At 69.0% G+C, this 16,818-nt stretch carries 21 protein-coding genes and 1 tRNA gene; 5 read left to right on the forward strand and 17 right to left on the reverse strand.

All coding sequences use genetic code 11. From position 1 onward, the window contains the following. Positions 1–74: 74 nt before the first annotated feature. The 5 genes from ACZ5XO_RS00145 to ACZ5XO_RS00165 form a co-directional block, all read right to left on the reverse strand. Positions 75–698, reverse strand: a complete 624-nt coding sequence (locus tag ACZ5XO_RS00145; protein ID WP_464163332.1) for a methyltransferase family protein — start codon at positions 696–698, stop codon at positions 75–77. Between the two features lie 61 nt (positions 699–759). Beyond that, a complete protein-coding gene (locus ACZ5XO_RS00150) occupies positions 760–1,500 on the reverse strand; it encodes a COG4705 family protein (protein ID WP_464163333.1) in 741 nt (246 codons plus the stop codon). A 182-nt stretch (positions 1,501–1,682) separates the two neighbouring features. Next, a complete protein-coding gene (gene map / locus ACZ5XO_RS00155) occupies positions 1,683–2,453 on the reverse strand; it encodes a type I methionyl aminopeptidase (protein WP_464163334.1) in 771 nt (256 codons plus the stop codon). Continuing rightward, positions 2,450–2,671, reverse strand: coding sequence for a ParD-like family protein (locus ACZ5XO_RS00160; RefSeq protein WP_464164942.1), 222 nt, complete (start codon positions 2,669–2,671; stop codon positions 2,450–2,452). The genes map and ACZ5XO_RS00160 overlap by 4 nt, the downstream gene beginning before the upstream one ends. Before the next feature lie 55 nt (positions 2,672–2,726). Then, the gene (locus ACZ5XO_RS00165) at positions 2,727–3,269 is read right to left on the reverse strand and encodes a prolyl-tRNA synthetase associated domain-containing protein (protein WP_464163335.1); all 543 of its coding nucleotides are present in this window, start codon (positions 3,267–3,269) and stop codon (positions 2,727–2,729) included. Between the two features lie 76 nt (positions 3,270–3,345). Here ACZ5XO_RS00165 and ACZ5XO_RS00170 point away from each other — a divergent pair, with 76 nt between their 5' ends. Continuing rightward, a complete protein-coding gene (locus ACZ5XO_RS00170; protein WP_464163336.1) occupies positions 3,346–4,086 on the forward strand; it encodes a DUF6065 family protein in 741 nt (246 codons plus the stop codon). A gap of 148 nt (positions 4,087–4,234) precedes the next feature. Here ACZ5XO_RS00170 and ACZ5XO_RS00175 read toward each other — a convergent pair whose 3' ends face one another. The 4 genes from ACZ5XO_RS00175 to ACZ5XO_RS00190 all read right to left on the reverse strand — a co-directional run bounded on the left by ACZ5XO_RS00175 (position 4,235) and on the right by ACZ5XO_RS00190 (position 6,552). Continuing rightward, positions 4,235–4,792, reverse strand: a complete 558-nt coding sequence (locus ACZ5XO_RS00175) for a CC0125/CC1285 family lipoprotein (protein ID WP_464163337.1) — start codon at positions 4,790–4,792, stop codon at positions 4,235–4,237. Positions 4,793–4,879: 87 nt separating this feature from the next. Next, positions 4,880–5,518 (reverse strand): LysE family translocator, encoded by a 639-nt coding sequence (locus ACZ5XO_RS00180; RefSeq protein ID WP_464163338.1) that lies wholly within the window; start codon positions 5,516–5,518, stop codon positions 4,880–4,882. Between the two features lie 53 nt (positions 5,519–5,571). After that, positions 5,572–5,961 (reverse strand): hypothetical protein, encoded by a 390-nt coding sequence (locus tag ACZ5XO_RS00185; RefSeq protein ID WP_464163339.1) that lies wholly within the window; start codon positions 5,959–5,961, stop codon positions 5,572–5,574. A gap of 123 nt (positions 5,962–6,084) precedes the next feature. Continuing rightward, positions 6,085–6,552, reverse strand: coding sequence for a hypothetical protein (locus ACZ5XO_RS00190; RefSeq protein WP_464163340.1), 468 nt, complete (start codon positions 6,550–6,552; stop codon positions 6,085–6,087). 185 nt (positions 6,553–6,737) lie between these two features. Here ACZ5XO_RS00190 and ACZ5XO_RS00195 point away from each other — a divergent pair, with 185 nt between their 5' ends. Continuing rightward, the gene (locus tag ACZ5XO_RS00195; RefSeq protein WP_464163341.1) at positions 6,738–8,042 is read left to right on the forward strand and encodes a PQQ-dependent sugar dehydrogenase; all 1,305 of its coding nucleotides are present in this window, start codon (positions 6,738–6,740) and stop codon (positions 8,040–8,042) included. Positions 8,043–8,054: 12 nt separating this feature from the next. Here ACZ5XO_RS00195 and ACZ5XO_RS00200 read toward each other — a convergent pair whose 3' ends face one another. The 5 genes from ACZ5XO_RS00200 to hemC form a co-directional block, all read right to left on the reverse strand. Next, on the reverse strand, positions 8,055–9,287 hold the full coding sequence (locus ACZ5XO_RS00200) for an argininosuccinate synthase (RefSeq protein ID WP_464163342.1): 1,233 nt from the start codon (positions 9,285–9,287) through the stop codon (positions 8,055–8,057). A 162-nt stretch (positions 9,288–9,449) separates the two neighbouring features. Beyond that, a complete protein-coding gene (metK, locus tag ACZ5XO_RS00205; RefSeq protein ID WP_464163343.1) occupies positions 9,450–10,646 on the reverse strand; it encodes a methionine adenosyltransferase in 1,197 nt (398 codons plus the stop codon). Between the two features lie 168 nt (positions 10,647–10,814). Further along, positions 10,815–10,890: transfer RNA gene (locus ACZ5XO_RS00210), tRNA-Thr, on the reverse strand. Between the two features lie 52 nt (positions 10,891–10,942). Further along, on the reverse strand, positions 10,943–11,638 hold the full coding sequence (locus tag ACZ5XO_RS00215; RefSeq protein ID WP_464163344.1) for a uroporphyrinogen-III synthase: 696 nt from the start codon (positions 11,636–11,638) through the stop codon (positions 10,943–10,945). A gap of 3 nt (positions 11,639–11,641) precedes the next feature. Continuing rightward, the gene (hemC, locus tag ACZ5XO_RS00220) at positions 11,642–12,592 is read right to left on the reverse strand and encodes a hydroxymethylbilane synthase (RefSeq protein WP_464163345.1); all 951 of its coding nucleotides are present in this window, start codon (positions 12,590–12,592) and stop codon (positions 11,642–11,644) included. A gap of 50 nt (positions 12,593–12,642) precedes the next feature. Here hemC and tsaD point away from each other — a divergent pair, with 50 nt between their 5' ends. From tsaD to ACZ5XO_RS00235, 3 genes are read left to right on the forward strand one after another with little or no spacing between them, the layout of a single operon-like run. Next, positions 12,643–13,851, forward strand: coding sequence for a tRNA (adenosine(37)-N6)-threonylcarbamoyltransferase complex transferase subunit TsaD (tsaD, locus tag ACZ5XO_RS00225; RefSeq protein ID WP_464163346.1), 1,209 nt, complete (start codon positions 12,643–12,645; stop codon positions 13,849–13,851). 41 nt (positions 13,852–13,892) lie between these two features. After that, on the forward strand, positions 13,893–14,891 hold the full coding sequence (locus ACZ5XO_RS00230; RefSeq protein ID WP_464163347.1) for an NAD(P)H-dependent glycerol-3-phosphate dehydrogenase: 999 nt from the start codon (positions 13,893–13,895) through the stop codon (positions 14,889–14,891). Then, the gene (locus ACZ5XO_RS00235; RefSeq protein WP_464163348.1) at positions 14,891–15,280 is read left to right on the forward strand and encodes a Rieske (2Fe-2S) protein; all 390 of its coding nucleotides are present in this window, start codon (positions 14,891–14,893) and stop codon (positions 15,278–15,280) included. The genes ACZ5XO_RS00230 and ACZ5XO_RS00235 overlap by 1 nt, the downstream gene beginning before the upstream one ends. Positions 15,281–15,287: 7 nt before the next feature. Here the strand turns inward: ACZ5XO_RS00235 and ACZ5XO_RS00240 are convergent, their stop codons facing one another. From ACZ5XO_RS00240 to ACZ5XO_RS00250, 3 genes are all read right to left on the reverse strand, one after another. Beyond that, positions 15,288–15,446, reverse strand: coding sequence for a hypothetical protein (locus tag ACZ5XO_RS00240; RefSeq protein WP_207824187.1), 159 nt, complete (start codon positions 15,444–15,446; stop codon positions 15,288–15,290). A 78-nt stretch (positions 15,447–15,524) separates the two neighbouring features. Further along, positions 15,525–15,986 (reverse strand): phasin family protein, encoded by a 462-nt coding sequence (locus ACZ5XO_RS00245; RefSeq protein WP_464163349.1) that lies wholly within the window; start codon positions 15,984–15,986, stop codon positions 15,525–15,527. A gap of 56 nt (positions 15,987–16,042) precedes the next feature. Continuing rightward, positions 16,043–16,804, reverse strand: coding sequence for a creatininase family protein (locus ACZ5XO_RS00250; protein WP_464163350.1), 762 nt, complete (start codon positions 16,802–16,804; stop codon positions 16,043–16,045). Positions 16,805–16,818: the final 14 nt, after the last annotated feature.

Here is a 16,818-nt window from a genome sequence, read left to right on the forward strand (position 1 = left end):
GGACTTTCCCCGGGGGCGTGCCTCAAAGCGAAAGGGTCGGATGGCCGCTATGGGTGGGTAGCGGACATGGAGGTTTAGGGGAGCGTAAAGAGCGCCTTGACCCAGCCCACGTCCTGGGCGTGCTCCAGCGCCTCGAACAGAGGGATGACCAGCAGGAAGGCCAGGCCGTCGCGCAGGGTGGTCAGGAAGAAGGAGGGCCGCACCTCCAGCGTCTCCTGATCGCGCCACTGGCGGAAGTCGGGCCAGAAGCGCGGCGTGCGCGCCACATAGGCCGCATAGGGCTCGCCGAACACCGCCCCCAGCCATTCCTCCTCGCGTCGGACGGTGGCGTAGAAGACGACCACGGCGATCAGCAGGAACAGGAAGGACAGGGTGATCGACCCCGTCTGCGCCCCCATGCCGAAGGCCCCGATGAAGCTGAAGACGTAAAGCGGATTGCGGCTGATCGAATAGGGCCCCCGATCGACGATCTCGGCCTTCTTGCGCCCGCCGATGTAGAGGGAGCACCAGGCGCGCCCGACGATGCAGATGCCGATCAGGGCCAGGCCCACGGTCTCGATAGTTTCATGCAGGCTGTCGCCGCCGCTCATTGTCTGACTGAGCGCCGCCAGCACGCAGACGCCGAGAATGCAGGCCGCCAGCACGCCCTTGCGGATCAGTTGGACGTTGCGGAGGTGGTGCGGATTTGATGTGTTCACCGGGCCCTTCCTTCTAGTCGGGTTGAACCGCGTTCGGAGACCCTGTGCAACAGCAGATGTCTCAGGCCGGTCGTGTATCGGTCGCGCCGCCCGGATGCCCGCCGGGACGCTGCGGCAGGAGCAGGATCAGCACGACGATGACGCCAGTCAGGATCAGCGAGGCCAGAGGACGGCTGAACGCCAGACCGCCATGGTCCAGCGGCTTATCCAGAAAATCACCGACCGTCGCGCCCAGGGGCCGGGTCAGGATGAAGGCGGCCCAGAACAGCAGCACCCGGTTGACCCCGGTCCACAGCGCCAGACCCGCGACCACCGCCAGCAAGGCGCCGAACACCAGTGCGGCTCCGATATAGCCCAGCCCGCCCGTGTCAGCCGTCCAGTCCCCGAGCGCTGTGCCCAAGGTCTGGGAAAAGGTGATCGTCAACCAGTAGAAAACTTCGACGCGTGGCGTGCTGATCGCGTCGGACGAGACGGTCCCCATGGTCCATCGCCAGGCGGCCAACGAACTGAGGACGCAGACCAACAGGAGCGCCGATCCGCCCGTGTAACCGATGCCTAACGACCGGGTTGCGAAGTCGGCCAGGGCGGTCCCCGCCGTGGTCGAGGCGATGATGGTCGCCCAGTAGAGGAAGGGGTGGAACCGTTTCGCCGCGATCTGCCGCCAGACCAGGACAGCCAAGACGGCCATGAAGATGCCGGTTCCCGCCAGATAGCCCAGCTTCATCGTCATGGTGACGGTGTCGCCAGCTGTTTCTCCCAGGGTGGTGGCAAGAATCTTGATGATCCAAAAGCCCAGCGTCACCGCAGGCACTTTGCTTATCAGATCACGTTCCTGGTGGGGCATCCTAGCCTCCGGCATGAGGCCAATGAATGAGCGCCATCCGAGGTTTTGGGAAGGTCCCTTCTAGCTTCGGCGCGTAATACTTGCGTCCGCAAAGGGTCGAAAGCGGTCATTGCCATGCGGTTGTCGCCGCCGCGTCAGGCTCAGGCCGCCAGCCGGGCCTCGTCGGGGCGCAGGGTGAGGATGCGGACGCCGTCGCGGGTGACGGCGACGGTATGCTCGAACTGGGCGGACAGTTTTCCGTCGGTGGTGACCACGGTCCAGCCGTCGTCCAGGGTCTCGACGGTGCGGCGGCCCTGGTTGAGCATGGGTTCGATGGTGAAGACCATGCCCTCGCGCAGCCTCATGCCGGTTCCGGGTTTGCCGAAGTGCAGGACCTGGGGCGCCTCGTGCATCTCGCGGCCGATGCCGTGGCCGCAGAAGTCGCGGACGATGGAATAGCCGTTGCGCGCGGCGTGGCGCTCGATGGCGTGGCCGATGTCGCCCAGGGTGGCGCCGGGGCGCACCGCGCGAATGCCCTTCCACATCGCTTCATAGGTGGTCTGGACCAGACGGCGGGCGGGGCGGGCCACGTCGCCGATCAGATAGGTCTTGCTGGAATCGGCGATGAAGCCGTCCTTCTCCAGCGTGATGTCCAGATTGACGATGTCGCCGTCGCACAGGATCTCGTCGGCGGACGGCACGCCGTGGCAGACGACCTGGTTGCGCGAACTGTTGAGCACGAAGCCATAGCCGTACTGGCCCTTGCTGGCGGGGCGGGCGTGCAGTTCATCAACGATGAAGGCCTCGACCAGGGCGTCGATCTGCAGGGTGCTCATGCCCGCCAGCGGCAGGCCGTCCAGATGCGTGAAAACCGAGGCCAGCAGGCGTCCCGCCTCGGCCATCAGTTCGATTTCGGCCGGGGTCTTGGTCATGCCGCCGCCGTCAGACCAGAGCCGGTCAGGTCGGCGCCGACGCCCGCCGCCTTGAGTTCGCGCGCCGCCAGCTCCTGAAATGTCAGGCCGGGGTTCAGCTCGCCCAGCATGCCGATCCTGATCCAGAAGGCGGCCTGGGCGTTGATGGACCGGCAGGAGGCCTTGCTGGCCCGACGGAGCTGTTCGTGCAGCTCGTCCTCGATATTGACGATGCCCATGGGGCGACTCCGCATATACGTTTCGTATATGTTGTATATGCGCGATGCGCGAGGCCTAGTCCAGCGCGTCGAAGTCCACGACGAGAGGCTCGCGGCCCAGAAGCGACAGGACGCGGCGGAAGTCGGCCTGATCCAGGGCGGTGGTGGCGGTGTTGGTCAGGGGATGGAAGTTGACGACGTCGGCCTCCCACAGGCGCTGATCCAGAACGAAGGTGACGCGGCGATCCGCGTCGTTGATCAGGCCGAGCGCCGTGACCGAGCCGGGGCGGACGCCCAGGGTCTCCCACATCAGGGTCTCGTTGCCGAAGGACAGGCGGTCGGAGCCGAGGGTTTTGTGGGCGCGTTTCAGATCGATGACCGTGTCCTGGGCCGCCGAGATCAGCCACAGCCGACCCTTCTTGTCCTTGAGAAACAGGTTCTTGGTGTGGACGCCGGGCATGTCGGCCTTGAGATCCAGACCTTCCTCGACGCGGAAGACGGCGGGGTGGTCGTGGGTGGTCTGGGCCACGCCGTTGTCGGCCATCCAGGCCAGCATGCGGGCGCGGTCGTAGGCGGGAGTGAGGGCGGGAACAGTCAGTTCGGCGGCGGTGTCGGTCATCTCGGCCTTGTCGGGCGGGCGGCGGGAGCGATAGGGGAGGAGAAGACAATCGTTAGCCTGTTTGGGAGCCCGCGTCTTGGAACTGGAATGCTATCCGATGACCGCCCGGCCGTGCGACCTGGTGCCGGGCCGCCAGTCGCGCAACTGGATGGACGCCTTCGCCAGCCGGCACCCCTATCGCTGCCTGCCGCTGAACATGGCCAACACCACGGGGTGGGAGATCCTGGTCCCGTTCGGCTTCACGGCGGAATGGAACGGCGGCCCGGCCCAGTCGGACATCAAGATCACGCCGGACCGGCACCAGCCGGAACTGGATCACTTCGTCAGCTCGCACTTCTCGCGCGGGGTCCTGACCATGCACCCCCAGTATCTGTTCCGCACCCCGCCGGGTTGGGGGATGCTGGCGCAGGGGTCGCCCAACCACGTCAAGGACGGCATCCAGCCGCTGACCGGTCTGATCGAGACCGACTGGCTGCCCTTCCCCTTCACCATGAACTGGATCTTCACCCGGCCGGGCAAGGTGCGGTTCGAGAAGGGCGAGCCCTTCTGCTTCATCCTGCCGATCGAGCATCGCAAGGTGGAAGGCTTCGAGCCGGTGATCCGCTCGCTGGAGTCCAACCCCGGCATGAGGGGGCAGTTCGACGCCTGGAACCGGGCGCGCACCGACTTCAACAGCCGTCTGGCCTCGGGCGATCCCGATGCGGCCAAGGAGGCCTGGCAGCGCTTCTACTTCAAGGGCGAGGTGCCGGAGGCCCTGGGCACGGCGCCCGCGACCCACGCCAACAAGCGTCGACTCAAGACGCCTCGCGTCGGTTGAGGGCTTTCTTCCCCATGAAATGGGGAGGGGGACCGCGAAGCGGTGGAGGGGCCAGCCTCGTTTGAAGCGGCCCCTCCGTCTCGTCGGCTTCGCCGCCGATCCACCTCCCCACTGAGTGGGGAGGAAATGCGCTCGCGTTAGCGCCCTCTTACCGGGGGGCGGGCCGGGTCACGCGGCCGCCGATGTTGCTGATGACCTCGCGGGCGTCGAAGGCGTTGACGTCGCCGGCGGGCTTGGGACCGCGGCCCATGACGATCTCGGCCGTGGCCTCGTAGCGGTCGACCTGACGGATGTCGCGGTCACGACCCCAGTAGGGATCCCACATGCTCCAGTAGCCCCGCTGATAGAAGCGCCATTGCGGACCCCAGTAGGGGCCGTAGCGATCATAGTAGAAGGGATCCGGCGTCGAATAGAAACGGGTGTCGCGGTCGGTGGCGCGAGTCACGGTGGCGAACCAGTCGTAGCCGTTCTCGACCGTCAGCTCGGCCGAACGCAGCAGCAGCGACATCTCGACCTGGTCGCGCGAGGTGACCGAGTTGCCGGAGAAGCTGACCGCGTAGCGGTTGGCCTCCAGACGCTGCTCGGCGTAGCCGCCGCGCTGACCGTCAAGACCGGCCGGTTGGTAGGGCGTGGCGGTGGCGCAGGCGCCCAGGGCCAGGGCGCCTGCGAGGGCGGCCATAATCGACGTCTTGCGAAGATTTCTCATGGGAGGTTCTCCTTGAACGTTCACTGAACGTCCGTAGTGCTGAACGGCGGGTGAACAGCCAAGTTCCTGAGCCTGCGACACAGACGCCTACCCCTGCAATCTGGTGATGATCAGGACGGCTGCAAGGATCAGCAGGGCGCCGACGAAGATCCCGAAGCCGCGCCTGAAGCGGGGCTGGTTCATCCGGTCGGCCAGGGCGGCGCCGCCGAGGCCGTAGGCGCTCATCGACAGGACGTCCATGCCGATGGTGGCCAGGGCGAACAGGGCCAGCTGGGGCGCGACCGGACGGTTGACGTCGAGGAAGGGCGGCAGGACGGCGGTGAAGAAGAGGATGGCCTTGGGATTGGCGATCTGGACCGCGAAGCCGTCGATCAGGGCGCTGCGGCCCTGTTTTACCTCGACATGACCGGGCTCGGCGGCGGTGGCGAAGGCGCCGCGCAGGGCCTTCACGCCCAGCCAGGCGACATAGAGGGCGCCGAGAACGGCGATGAGGCGGAAGACCTGGGGGAAGGCGGCGACCAGGGCGCCGAGGCCGAGGGCGGCGGCGCCGAACCAGACCAGGGTGGCGGCGTTCATCCCGACCACGCCGATCAGGGCCGAGGCGCGGCCCTTCTCCATGCCGGTCGCCACGGCGAACAGGTTGGCCGGTCCCGGCGTGATCGCCATGACGGCCATGACGCCCAGGAAGGCGGCGTAGAGATGCGGATCGACAGGAAGCGCGGCCATAAGACCCTTTCCGGCGAGGGGCCGGTCAGGTCAAGCGCGGTCTGGCGTCGAGATCAGATCCTGGCGGGTTTGGCCGGCGGGGGCGGCGGCGCGGGCGGGGCGATGAAGGCCGCTTCGACCTCTTCCAGGGCCTCTTCGGTCTGGCCGACGGCGTAGTCGGCCATCAGACCATAGGTGACCATCTGGTCGGGATCGGCCTGGGCCCAGGCGCCGTTGGTCATCAGGCCCTGCATCATCGGCTCAACATCCGCGAGCGCTTCGGCGACGACCGCGTCGATGTCCTGGATGGCTTCAGCGCGTTCGCCGAACTCCTCCATCTTGGCTTCGAAGGCGGAGGCGGCGGCTTCCAGCTGGACCTCGGCCTGGGTCTTCTGGTCCTGGGCCACGGCGGCGGAAACGGGCAGCAGGGCGAGGGCGGCGGCGAGCGACAGGGCGCGGATCATGACGGATTTCTCCTTCGACGGACGTCGCAAGGTCCGTCGAAGGCGAAACGATCTCAAGTGAAATCGCGGTAAGGCGCCGTCGGCGGCGGGACCGGCATGAGGCCAGCCCCGCCCGATCAGGGTTTACTGCGGGGTCGCGGGGGCGGCGGCCTGGGCCGCGATGGCCTGGGCGGCGCCGGCGCGGATCTGGGCGGGGATGCCGCGCAGGGCCGGTCCGACCTGGGCGCGCGCCGCGGTCATCTGCTGGCGCTTGCTCTCGTCGGTGGTGGCGGCGATCTCGCTGTCGATGAAGGCCTCCAGCTGGGCGGCGAAGCCTTCGATCTCGGGCTGATAGCGGGCCAGGATGGCGTCGACGTCGGCCATGCCCTTGGTCTGGTCCCCGCCAGACGCGGTGATGGCGGCTTCAAGCTCGGGCTGAAGTTGAGCCATGCGGGCTTCGAAGGCCTGGGCCTTGGCTTCCATTTCGACCTCGGCGGCCGATTTGGCGGGGGCCTCTGCGGGGGCCGGAGCGGCGGCGGGAGCTTCCTGGGCGAAGACGGGGGCGGCGAAGGCGAGGGTCGCCGTGGCGGCGAGGACGAGACGCAGGGACATCAGAGGCTCCGATAGGACAGGGAGCCTAAAGACTCCGGCGGCGCGGAAGGTTGCGCACTTCCGCGCCGATGTGGAGAAAAATCTGCGGCAAGGCTTGTCGAGGCGGCCAGGGCGCGGCCGGGCGTCGTCATTGGAGCGCGGCTCGGCTAGGCTGACGCCCATCGGCTTTGACGAGAGGTTTTATCATGGTTCTCAGAGCTCTGATCGCATCGACGATGGTGCTGGCGGGCGTCCTGGCGAGCGCGGCGGCGACCGACGCGGCCGAGCCGGCCCGCGCCTATGCGATCAGCGGCGAGTGCGACGGGCGGCCCGCGACCACGGTGCGGATGGCGCCGGGGCTGTGTCTGGGACTGGTCTGGCAAGGAGCGGGCGCCGAGGGGCCGAGGATGCCGCGCGGACTGATGCCGTTGGACGACGGCGACTGGCTGGTCACGGACCTGGGCGGCTGGCAGGCCGGACGGGGCGGGGTCTGGCGGCTGTCGTTCGCGGCGGACGGGGCGGCGCGCTGGCGGCGGCTGGCGGGGGGGCTGTCGATGCCGCACACCGTGGCGCGCGGCCCGGACGGGCGGGTCTATGTGTCCGAGATGAACCGCATCCTGACGCTGGACTCCGAGGCGGCGGATCCGGCGGCGACCGTGCGGACCGTGATCGGGGACCTGCCGGACAACCGGCTGCACGACAATCGCCACCCCCTGTCGAGCTTTGTCTTCGAGGCGAACGGCGACCTGCTGGTCAATGTCGGGGCACCGAGCGATCGCTGTCTGGATGCCGCAGGCAAGCCGAAGGCCGACGCGCGCGGGGGCTGCGTCGAGGAGGCGACAACCGCCCAGGTACGCCGTCACGCCTATCTGGGGAATGGGCGTTGGGCCGAGGAGAGCAGCGTCTTCGCCAGCGGTCTGAGGAACTCGATCGCCCTGGTGCGCCACCCGTCGGGGACGGTGCTGCAGGCCGAGAACTCGGTCGATCTACCGACGGTCGAGCATCCGTTCGACGAGGTCAATGTGCTGCGCCAGGGCGGGCATTACGGCTGGCCCTATTGCGTGGACCTGGCCACGCCCTTGCCCGGCTGGCCCGCGCGGCAGGCGCGGTGCGGCGAGCGGGAGCGGCCTGTCGCCCTGTTGCCGCCGCACGCGGCGCCGCTGGACATGATCTATTACGAGGGGGCGATGTTCCCGGAGCTGCGCGGCCGTCTGCTGATGACCTGGCACGGCTTCCGCCGCACGGCGGGCCGGATCACGGCGGTGGAGACGGACGAGGCCGGCGTTCCGCTGACCGATGTGGGCGGGCGTTACGCCATCTATCCGCGCGGGTCGCTGGCCTATCCGGCGGGGGCGCCGAGCGTGAAGGGCAAGGTATTGACGCCGGGCTGGGATCGGGAGGCGGGGCGACAGCCGCGCGGCTCGCCAGTGGTCATGGCCGTCGCCGCCGACGGCTCGATCTGGGTCACGGACGACCGCAGCCGGGCGATCCTGAGGATCGCCCGGCACTAGTCTTTCGGCGCCTTAGCCCTGGGTGCGGGCGTCGCGCTTGGCCAGGACGCGCAGGCGCAGGGCGTTCAGCTTGATGAAGCCGGCGGCGTCCTTGTGGTCATAGGCCTGAACGCCTTCCTCGAAGGTCACCAGGTCCTGGTCGTAGAGGCTGTAGGGGCTCTCGCGGCCGATGACGGTGGCGTTGCCCTTGTAGAGCTTGACCCGGACCACGCCCGAGACCTTCTCCTGGCTCTTGTCCACGGCGGCCTGCAGCATCTCGCGCTCGGGCGAGAACCAGAAGCCGTTGTAGACGAGGTGGGCGTACTTGACCGCCAGTTCGTCCTTCAGGTGCATGGCGCCGCGATCGAGGGTGATGGACTCGATGCCGCGGTGGGCGGCCAGCAGGATGGTCCCGCCGGGGGTCTCGTAGACGCCGCGCGACTTCATGCCGACGAAGCGGTTCTCGACCAGGTCCAGACGGCCGATGCCGTTGTCGTGGCCGTACTGGTTCAGGGCGGTCAGCAGGGTGGCGGGCGACATGGCCTCGCCGTTGATCGAGACGGCGTCGCCCTTCTCGAAGCCGATCTCGATGACCGTGGCCACGTCCGGGGCGGCTTCCGGCGAGATGGTGCGCTGGTGCACGAACTCGGGGGCCTCGACCGCCGGGTCTTCCAGAACCTTGCCCTCGGACGAGGAGTGCAGAAGGTTGGCGTCGACCGAGAAGGGAGCCTCGCCGCGCTTGTCCTTGGAGATCGGGATCTGGTGCTTCTCGGCGAAGTCCAGCAGGGCTTCACGCGAACGGAACTCCCACTCGCGCCAGGGGGCGATGACGTGGATGTCGGGGTTCAGGGCGTAGTAGCCCAGCTCGAAGCGGACCTGGTCGTTGCCCTTGCCGGTGGCGCCGTGGCAGACGGCGTCGGCGCCCAGCTGGCGGGCGATCTCGATCTGGCGCTTGGCGATCAGCGGGCGGGCGATCGAGGTGCCGAGCAGATACTGGCCTTCATAGAGGGCGTTGGCGCGGAACATCGGGAAGACGAAGTCGCGCACGAACTCTTCACGCAGGTCGTCGATGAAGATGTTCTCGGGCTTGATGCCCAGCTTCAGCGCCTTCTCCTTGGCGGGGGCCAGCTCTTCGCCCTGACCCAGGTCGGCGGTGAAGGTGATGACCTCCGCGCCGTATTCCTCCTGAAGCCACTTCAGGATGATGGACGTGTCCAGCCCGCCCGAATAGGCGAGGACGACTTTCTTGGGGGCGGGCGAGGTCATGGGTCGAAAAATCCTTTCGGGCCGCGGGGAGGCGTGTCTGGCGCGCTTAAAGGACCAGACGCCGCCTGATGCAAGGGCATGATTGTGTCGTGAGACGCCGATGTGAAAAAGGCGCCGCGACCGAAGCCGCGACGCCCTTCAGTGTTCAGGCGGTCGCCGGCCTCAGACGAGGGCCTTGAGCTGGTCGACCAGATCGGTCCTTTCCCAGCTGAAGCCGCCGTCGGCGTCGGGGGCGCGGCCGAAATGGCCGTAGGCGGCGCTGCGGCGATAGATGGGCTTGTTCAGGCCCAGGTGTTCGCGGATGGCGCGCGGCGAGGCGCCGCCGATCAGACGGGGCAGTTCGCGCTCCAGCACCGCCTCGTCGATCTTGCCCGTGCCGTGCAGGTCGACGTGGACCGACAGGGGCTTGGACACGCCGATGGCGTAGCTGATCTGGATGGTGCAGCGGTCGGCCAGGCCGGCGGCGACCACGTTCTTGGCCAGGTAGCGGCAGGCGTAGGCGGCCGAGCGGTCGACCTTGGTCGGGTCCTTGCCCGAGAAGGCGCCGCCGCCGTGCGGGGCCGCGCCGCCGTAGGTGTCGACGATGATCTTGCGCCCGGTCACGCCGGCGTCGCCGTCAGGCCCGCCGATGACGAAGGTGCCGGTCGGGTTGATGTGCCACTCGGTCTCGTTGGTGATGAAGCCGGCGGGCAGCACCTTCTCGACATAGGGTTTGACGATGGCCGCAACCTGGTCCTGGCTGAGGCCGTCCTTGTGCTGGGTCGAGACGACGATCGAGGCGGCGCGCACCGGGCGGCCGTTTTCGTAGTAGAGTGTGACCTGGCTCTTGGCGTCGGGCTCCAGGCCCGGCTCCTGGCCCGAATGGCGGGCCTCGGCCAGGGCCTTCAGGATGTTGTGGCTGTACTGCAGGGTGGCCGGCATCAGCTCGGGCGTTTCGTTCGAGGCGTAGCCGAACATGATGCCCTGATCGCCGGCGCCCTCGTCCTTGTCCTCGCCGGCGTCGACGCCCTGGGCGATGTGGGCGGACTGCGGGTGCAGGTTGTTCTCGAAGCGGAAGGTCTTCCAGTGGAAGCCGTCCTGCTCATAGCCGATGTCGCGGACCACGCCGCGCACCGTATCCTCGATCTCCTGCTCGACGCCGGGGGCCCAGTTGCCTTGCGTATCCATGATGCCCTTGCCGCGAATCTCGCCGGCCAGAACCACCAGATTGGTCGTCGTCAGGGTCTCGCACGCCACGCGCGCCTCGGGGTCCTTGGCCAGGAACAGGTCGACGATGGCGTCGGAGATCTGGTCCGCGACCTTGTCGGGGTGACCTTCCGAGACGCTCTCGGACGTGAAGAGGAAGGACGAACGGGCCAAGGCAGGCTCCTGCAAGACGGTGAAGCGGACAGACATATAAAGATATGCTTATACGTTCAAGGGATGACCGAAGCATGGCGCGGAATCAGGACGCAGGAAGCCGCGCACGAGCCGTCGCCGGCGCGATAGGACGGGCTTTCGCCTTGCAGCCATGTCAGGAAAGGGAAGTGGTGCCGCTTAGGTGACTCGAACACCTGACCCCCTCATTACGAATGAGGTGCTCTACCGGCTGAGCTAAAGCGGCTCCGGTCGTCGGCCGGGACCCGAAGGTCGGAAAGCCGCGCGAGGTGGGGTCTTTATACGGGTCCGGCGGACTTGCCAAGCGCTGTCAGCACGGAGTTTTCATCCGGGGCGTCGGCGAGGCGGATTTCGGCCAGGCCGAGGGGCTGCAGCGGGGCGGCGGCGGCTTCGGAAATGCAGACGGCGAGGCGGTTCCGGGCCATTTCCGACGTGAGGACGGCGGCCAGGGCGCGGGCGGCGCGAGGGGAGTGGAGCAGGACCGCGTCGAAGGCCACGGGCGGGACGATCCCCGTTTCCTCGGCGGCGTAGACGGGAAGGCGCAGGATGCTGTGGTCGGGCAGGAGGGCGGGCAGGTCGCCGGCGGGCTCGCGGGCGCCGGGGGCGAGGATCAGGCCGTCGCGGGGGGCGGCCTTGATAAGGGCGGCCAGGGCGTGGATGTCGCCGGCGGCCGAGCGGGCGTTCTTGAAGCCCGCCTCGCGGGCGGCCTCGGCGGTGGCGTCGCCGACAGCGAAGACGGGGCGGTCACGCAAGGCGGGCGTCAGGGCCGCGAAGGCCTCGACGCCATTGGGGCTGGTGAAGGCCAGGGCCGCGACGGCGGCGAAGTCCGGCGCCGCGTCGAGGGCGTCGGGCAGGGGGCGGATGGCCAACAGGGGGGCGACGACGGGCGTGAAGCCGAGCGCCGTCAGACGCGCGGCGGTGCGCGCGGCGCCGGGCTGGGCGCGGGTGATCCAGACGCGGCGGATCGGCCGCATGGCCTAGAGGTCGATCTTCTGGTCGCCGGCCTCGGCCTGGACCTCGGCGCCGAGGCGCAGGCCGAGCGAGCGGGCGTGGTCGAGGGCGGTCGCGGCCGTGACGCCGGAGATTTCGCCGACGCGGCGCCAGCGGGCCGAGCCGTCGGGGCTGAGCATTTCGGTGGTCAGGCGCAGAACGTCGCCCTCGATCAGGGCGTAGGCGCCGATGGCGGTGCGGCACGAGCCCTCCAGCGCGGTCATGGCCCCGCGCTCGGCGGCGACGGCCAGGGCGGTCAGGTCATGGTTGAGGGCGCGGGTCCAGTCGGCGTCGGCGTCGCCCTCGCGGGTCTGGATGGCCAGGGCGCCCTGGCCCGGGGCGGGCAGGAAGGCGTCGAGCGACAGGCGCTCGCGGATGACCTCGGAGAAGCCGAGACGGTTGAGGCCCGAGCAGGCCAGCAGGATGGCGTCGAAGTCGCCGTCCCTGAGCCGCTTCAGCCGGGTGTCGACATTGCCGCGCAGCATCTCGATCTGCAGGTCGGGGCGCAGGGCCAGGGCCTGGGCCTGGCGCCGCAGGGAGGCGGTGCCCAGGCGGGCGCCGTGGGGCAGGTCGGCGAAGCTGGCGAAATGTTCGCTGATGAAGCCGTCGCGGGCGTCCTCGCGTTCCGGCACGGCGGCGATGGCCAGACCGTCAGGCTGTTCGGCGGGGACGTCCTTCATGGAGTGGACGGCGACGTCGACGCGGCCGTCCAGCAGGGCTTCTTCGATCTCCTTGGTGAACAGGGCCTTGCCGCCGACTTCCAGCAGGCGGCGGTCCTGGATGCGGTCGCCGGTGGTGACGATCTCGACCAGAGGAACAAGCTGTTCGATCTGGTCGTCGGCGACGCCCAGGGCGCGGCCGATGGCGCGCTGCATCATGCCGGACTGGGCCAGGGCCAGCCTGGAGCGGCGGGTGCCGATGCGAAGAAGCGGGGTCATGAGGTCGCGCAGCCGTTGCGAAAGGGGAACCGGGCCGCTACCTCGACCCGATGAACACTGGCGCGGACTATAGCAGCGGAACGACGGGGGCAACCGAACGGCGGTCGGACGGATTGACCGTGCTGGGTCTGGAGACCAGCTGCGACGAGACCGCCGCCTCTGTGGTGCGGCTGTCGGCGTCCGGCGCCGAGGTCCTGTCCAGCGTCATTCACAGCCAGATCGACGAACACGCCGCCTTTGGCGGGGTGGTGCCGGAAATCGCCGCCCGCAGCCATGTCGAGATGATCGACGGTGTGGCGCGCCGGGCCATGGCCGAGGCCGGGATCGACTACGCGGCCCTCGACGGGGTGGCGGCGACGGCGGGGCCGGGTCTGGTCGGCGGAGTCATGGTGGGGCTGAGCTACGGCAAGGCCGTGGCCCTGGCGCGCGACCTGCCGCTGATCGCGGTCAACCATCTGGAGGGCCATGCGGTGTCGGCGCGGCTGGGGGCGGAGACGTCCTATCCCTTCCTGCTGCTGCTGGTCTCGGGCGGGCACTGCCAGCTGCTGGAGGTGCGCGGCATCGGCGACATGAGCCGGCTGGGCACGACCATCGACGACGCGGCCGGCGAGGCCTTCGACAAGATCGCCAAGGCCATGGGGCTGGGCTATCCGGGCGGGCCGGCGCTGGAGAAGCTGGCCCAGAAGGGCGACGGTTCGCGCTTCGACCTGCCGCGCGCCCTGCTGGGGCGCAAGGACTGCGACTTCTCCTTCTCGGGGCTGAAGACGGCGGCCTCACGGCTGGCCCAGACCTGTACGAGCGAGCAGGACCGGGCCGATCTGGCCGACGCGGTGCAGAAGGCGATCGCGCGCCAGCTGGCTGAGCGGACCGAGCGGGCCATGCTGGCCTATGCCGAGGCGCACCCGGAGCTTGAAAAAGCGGAGGGCGCCCTCAAGCAGCCGAGCGCCGTGCGCGAGGCGGTAGGGGTCAAGAATGGGCGTCTGCATTTCGTCGTCGCGGGCGGCGTGGCCGCGAACAAGACGATCCGGCGCACGCTGGAGGATCTGGCGACGAAGCACGGCTTCAGCTTCCTGGCGCCGCCCATGGTTTATTGCACCGACAATGCGGCCATGATCGCCCTGGCGGGGGCGGAGCGGCTGGAAAAAGGCCTGACCTCGGACATTGATGTCGCCGCCCGGCCGCGATGGCCTCTGGACGAGGCGCGCGCGAACGCCGATCCTGTGCACAAGAAAACGGGCCGCAAGGGCGCGAAGGCCTGACGGGCCTTCGTCCAGGCGGTGGTCGGGGGACCGGAGAAGACATGGAATTTCATACGGCAGGCGTAATTGGCGGCGGCGCATGGGGCACGGCCCTGGCGCAGAGCGCGGCGGCGGCGGGCCTGGCGGTCGTCCTGCAGGCGCGCGAGCCCGAGGTGATCGAGAGCATCCGCACGCGGCGGATGAACGACGCCTTCCTGCCAGGGGTCGAGCTGGACGCGGCCATTAACGTCACCTCGGATCTGGCCGATCTGGCCGACTGCGACCTGATCCTGGCCGTGCCGCCGGCCCAGCACATGCGGGCGACGCTGGCGGCCTTCGCGCCCTATGCGCGGCCCGGCCTGCCCATCATCCTGTGCGCCAAGGGCATTGAACGCGGCTCGCTGAAGCTGATGACCGACGTGCTGGCCGAGACGATTCCGTCAGCGACGGCGGCCGTGCTGTCGGGGCCGAGCTTCGCCGCCGAGGTGGCGCGGGGCCTGCCCAGCGCCGTGACCCTGGCCTGCGCCGACGCGGCTATGGCCGAGGCCCTGGCGGGCGCCCTGTCGGGGCCGGTGTTCCGGCCCTATTACGCCGACGACCTGATCGGGGCCGAGACGGGCGGGGCGCTGAAGAACGTGCTGGCCATCGCCTGCGGCATCGTCGAGGGCCGCGAACTGGGCCGCAGCGCCCACGCCGCCGTCATCACGCGCGGCTTCGCCGAGATCGTCCGTGTGGCCACGGCCCTGGGCGGCAAGGCCGAGACGGCGGCGGGGCTTTGCGGCCTCGGCGATCTGGTGCTGACCTGCTCCAGCCCGCAATCGCGCAACATGAGCCTGGGTCTGGCCCTGGGGCAGGGCCTCAGCGTCGAGCAGGCGCTGGAAGGCAAGCGCTCGGTGGCCGAGGGCTATGAGAGCGCGCCGGCCGTTCGCGAACTGACGCGTCGGCTGGGCGTGGATACGCCCATCTGCGAGGCGACGGCGGCGGTGCTGGCGGGCGAACTGACGGTGGATCAGGCGATCGAGAGCCTGATGAGCCGCCCGCTGAAACCCGAGCGCGAATAGTGGCCGAAGAGATCGCCGCGCCGGAAACCCCGGAGCGCAAGCGGGTCTGGAAGACGCCGCCCAACGTGCCCCTGTGCGCCGAGACGGACATTAATGATCCCGGCTCGCGCGGTTTCGTGCTGCAGATCGGGGAGGCCTTCTTCCACGGCTTTGTGGTCAAGAAGGACGGGGCGGTGGCCGGCTGGGTCGACCGCTGCCCGCACGCGGGCTTCTCCATCGCCATGGAGCTGGACCGCTATCTGACGCCGGACGGGTCGCTGATCCTGTGCGGCTGGCACGGGGCGGTGTTCGAGCCGCTGTCGGGCGCCTGCGTCGGCGGACCCTGCGCGGGCGGCAAGCTGACGCCCTGGCCGGTGGAGGCCAGGGGCGGGATCATCCGGACGGCCTGAGGGCGGGTTATTCCTTCGGGACGATCTTCGGGTCCTTGGTGAAGGCTTCGTCGACCTCTTCCTCCGTGATCCGCTTGGATGGATCGCCGGGCTGGTTGAGGTTCTGCTCCTCGGTCCCGTCGCCCATCATGCCGGGGTAGGGCGTCTTGGGATCTTTCTCGGCCATGCCGGGCTCCTTCGCGCAGGTGGAGACAGGGCAACCGGCAAAGGGGGGCGGCGTTCCATCACGGCCGCGCGAGCCAGGCTACTTCTTCAGGCGCCGGGCGTTGGCTACGGCGGCGGCGTGGATGGGCGACAGGGCCTGGGCCTGCAGCTTCAGCATGGTGTTTCCCAGGTCCCAGCTGTCGGACAGGGCGCGGGACCAGAGGCCCACGCCCCAGGCGGCCTGCAGCGCCGCCGCCCCGGCCAGACTGTCCGTCTTTGCGAGCCGCGCCAGGTGGGCCGAGGCTTCCAGCCCCTCGCGGTCGGCGATGCGGCGGCCCTGATCGGCCAGATCGAGGGCGCCGGACGCCATGGCCCCGGCCGAGGCCGTCAGGGCCTCGACCTTTTCCGCGCCCATCCGGCCCAGTTCCGCATGATCGGCGTTCAGGGGATCGGCCAGGGCCTCGCCCATGATGGCCAGACGCCGGGCGATGACCTGGGCCGAGGCCTCGGCGGTCTCCTGTCCGGCGCGGGCGGTGCGGGCGGCGCGAGCAATGGGGTTCATGCGGGGAGCCTGGGCCTGTTCCGCGCGCGGGGCAAGCGGATCAGGCCCCTTCAGCTTCAGGGCAGGACTTCGGCGGCGAAGGCCGAGACGTCCTGGATCAGGGCCGGGATGGAGGCGTCGATGATGGTCTGGCCCTTCTCGGGGCTGGCCTGGGCCGGGTCCGAGCCGATGCGGCCGTCGGGGAAGCGGGCGCGGTAGTCGAGCGCGTCGCGGATCGGGCCCATGGGGGCGATCTTGGGGCTGTAGTCGGCCGTCTTGATATGGTCGGGATAGGCGGCCTGGGTGACGGCGATCTCGGAGGGCGTGGCGTGGGCGCCATGGCCGACGGGGAAGATCTCCTCGCACAGTTTGTGCACGCCGGGCAGGTCCCACCAGTTGCGCAGCTTCAGGACAAATGGAGGACGCTCCTCGACGAAGGACCACTCGGCGTAGATCTCGGCGAAGGTGGCTTCGATGGTGGCGACGTTGCCGCCGTGGCCGTTGAGGAAATAGATGCGCTCGAAGCCGTGGCGGGCCAGGGACGACACCCAGTCGGTGATGGCGGCCATGAAGGTCGAGGGGCGCAGGCTGATGGTGCCGGGGAAGGCCAGGTGGTGCTGGGCCATGCCGATGTTGAAGGTCGGGGCCACGATCAGGCGCTCGTCGCCCTTCTCGGCGGCGTGGGCGATGATCTCGGGGCAGAGCCAGTCGGTGCCCAGCAGGCCGGTCGGGCCATGCTGCTCGTTCGAGCCGATCGGCACGATGACGGTCCTCGACAGGGCGGCGCCGTCCTTCAGGCGCGCGTCGATTTCGGGCCAGGACGACAGGTGGATCAGCATGGGGAACTCCGCGA

The organism is Brevundimonas sp. T2-11, from assembly GCF_055397675.1.

Coding starts and splice junctions, on each gene's coding strand:
- map (WP_464163334.1), bottom strand. CDS start 2,453: ATGACCAAGACCCCGGCCGAAATCGAACTGATGGCCGAGGCGGGACGC.
- ACZ5XO_RS00160 (WP_464164942.1), bottom strand. CDS start 2,671: ATGGGCATCGTCAATATCGAGGACGAGCTGCACGAACAGCTCCGTCGG.
- ACZ5XO_RS00165 (WP_464163335.1), bottom strand. CDS start 3,269: ATGACCGACACCGCCGCCGAACTGACTGTTCCCGCCCTCACTCCCGCC.
- ACZ5XO_RS00175 (WP_464163337.1), bottom strand. CDS start 4,792: ATGAGAAATCTTCGCAAGACGTCGATTATGGCCGCCCTCGCAGGCGCC.
- ACZ5XO_RS00180 (WP_464163338.1), bottom strand. CDS start 5,518: ATGGCCGCGCTTCCTGTCGATCCGCATCTCTACGCCGCCTTCCTGGGC.
- ACZ5XO_RS00185 (WP_464163339.1), bottom strand. CDS start 5,961: ATGATCCGCGCCCTGTCGCTCGCCGCCGCCCTCGCCCTGCTGCCCGTT.
- ACZ5XO_RS00190 (WP_464163340.1), bottom strand. CDS start 6,552: ATGTCCCTGCGTCTCGTCCTCGCCGCCACGGCGACCCTCGCCTTCGCC.
- ACZ5XO_RS00195 (WP_464163341.1), top strand. CDS start 6,738: ATGGTTCTCAGAGCTCTGATCGCATCGACGATGGTGCTGGCGGGCGTC.
- ACZ5XO_RS00200 (WP_464163342.1), bottom strand. CDS start 9,287: ATGACCTCGCCCGCCCCCAAGAAAGTCGTCCTCGCCTATTCGGGCGGG.
- ACZ5XO_RS00215 (WP_464163344.1), bottom strand. CDS start 11,638: ATGCGGCCGATCCGCCGCGTCTGGATCACCCGCGCCCAGCCCGGCGCC.
- hemC (WP_464163345.1), bottom strand. CDS start 12,592: ATGACCCCGCTTCTTCGCATCGGCACCCGCCGCTCCAGGCTGGCCCTG.
- tsaD (WP_464163346.1), top strand. CDS start 12,643: ATGAACACTGGCGCGGACTATAGCAGCGGAACGACGGGGGCAACCGAA.
- ACZ5XO_RS00230 (WP_464163347.1), top strand. CDS start 13,893: ATGGAATTTCATACGGCAGGCGTAATTGGCGGCGGCGCATGGGGCACG.
- ACZ5XO_RS00240 (WP_207824187.1), bottom strand. CDS start 15,446: ATGGCCGAGAAAGATCCCAAGACGCCCTACCCCGGCATGATGGGCGAC.
- ACZ5XO_RS00245 (WP_464163349.1), bottom strand. CDS start 15,986: ATGAACCCCATTGCTCGCGCCGCCCGCACCGCCCGCGCCGGACAGGAG.
- ACZ5XO_RS00250 (WP_464163350.1), bottom strand. CDS start 16,804: ATGCTGATCCACCTGTCGTCCTGGCCCGAAATCGACGCGCGCCTGAAG.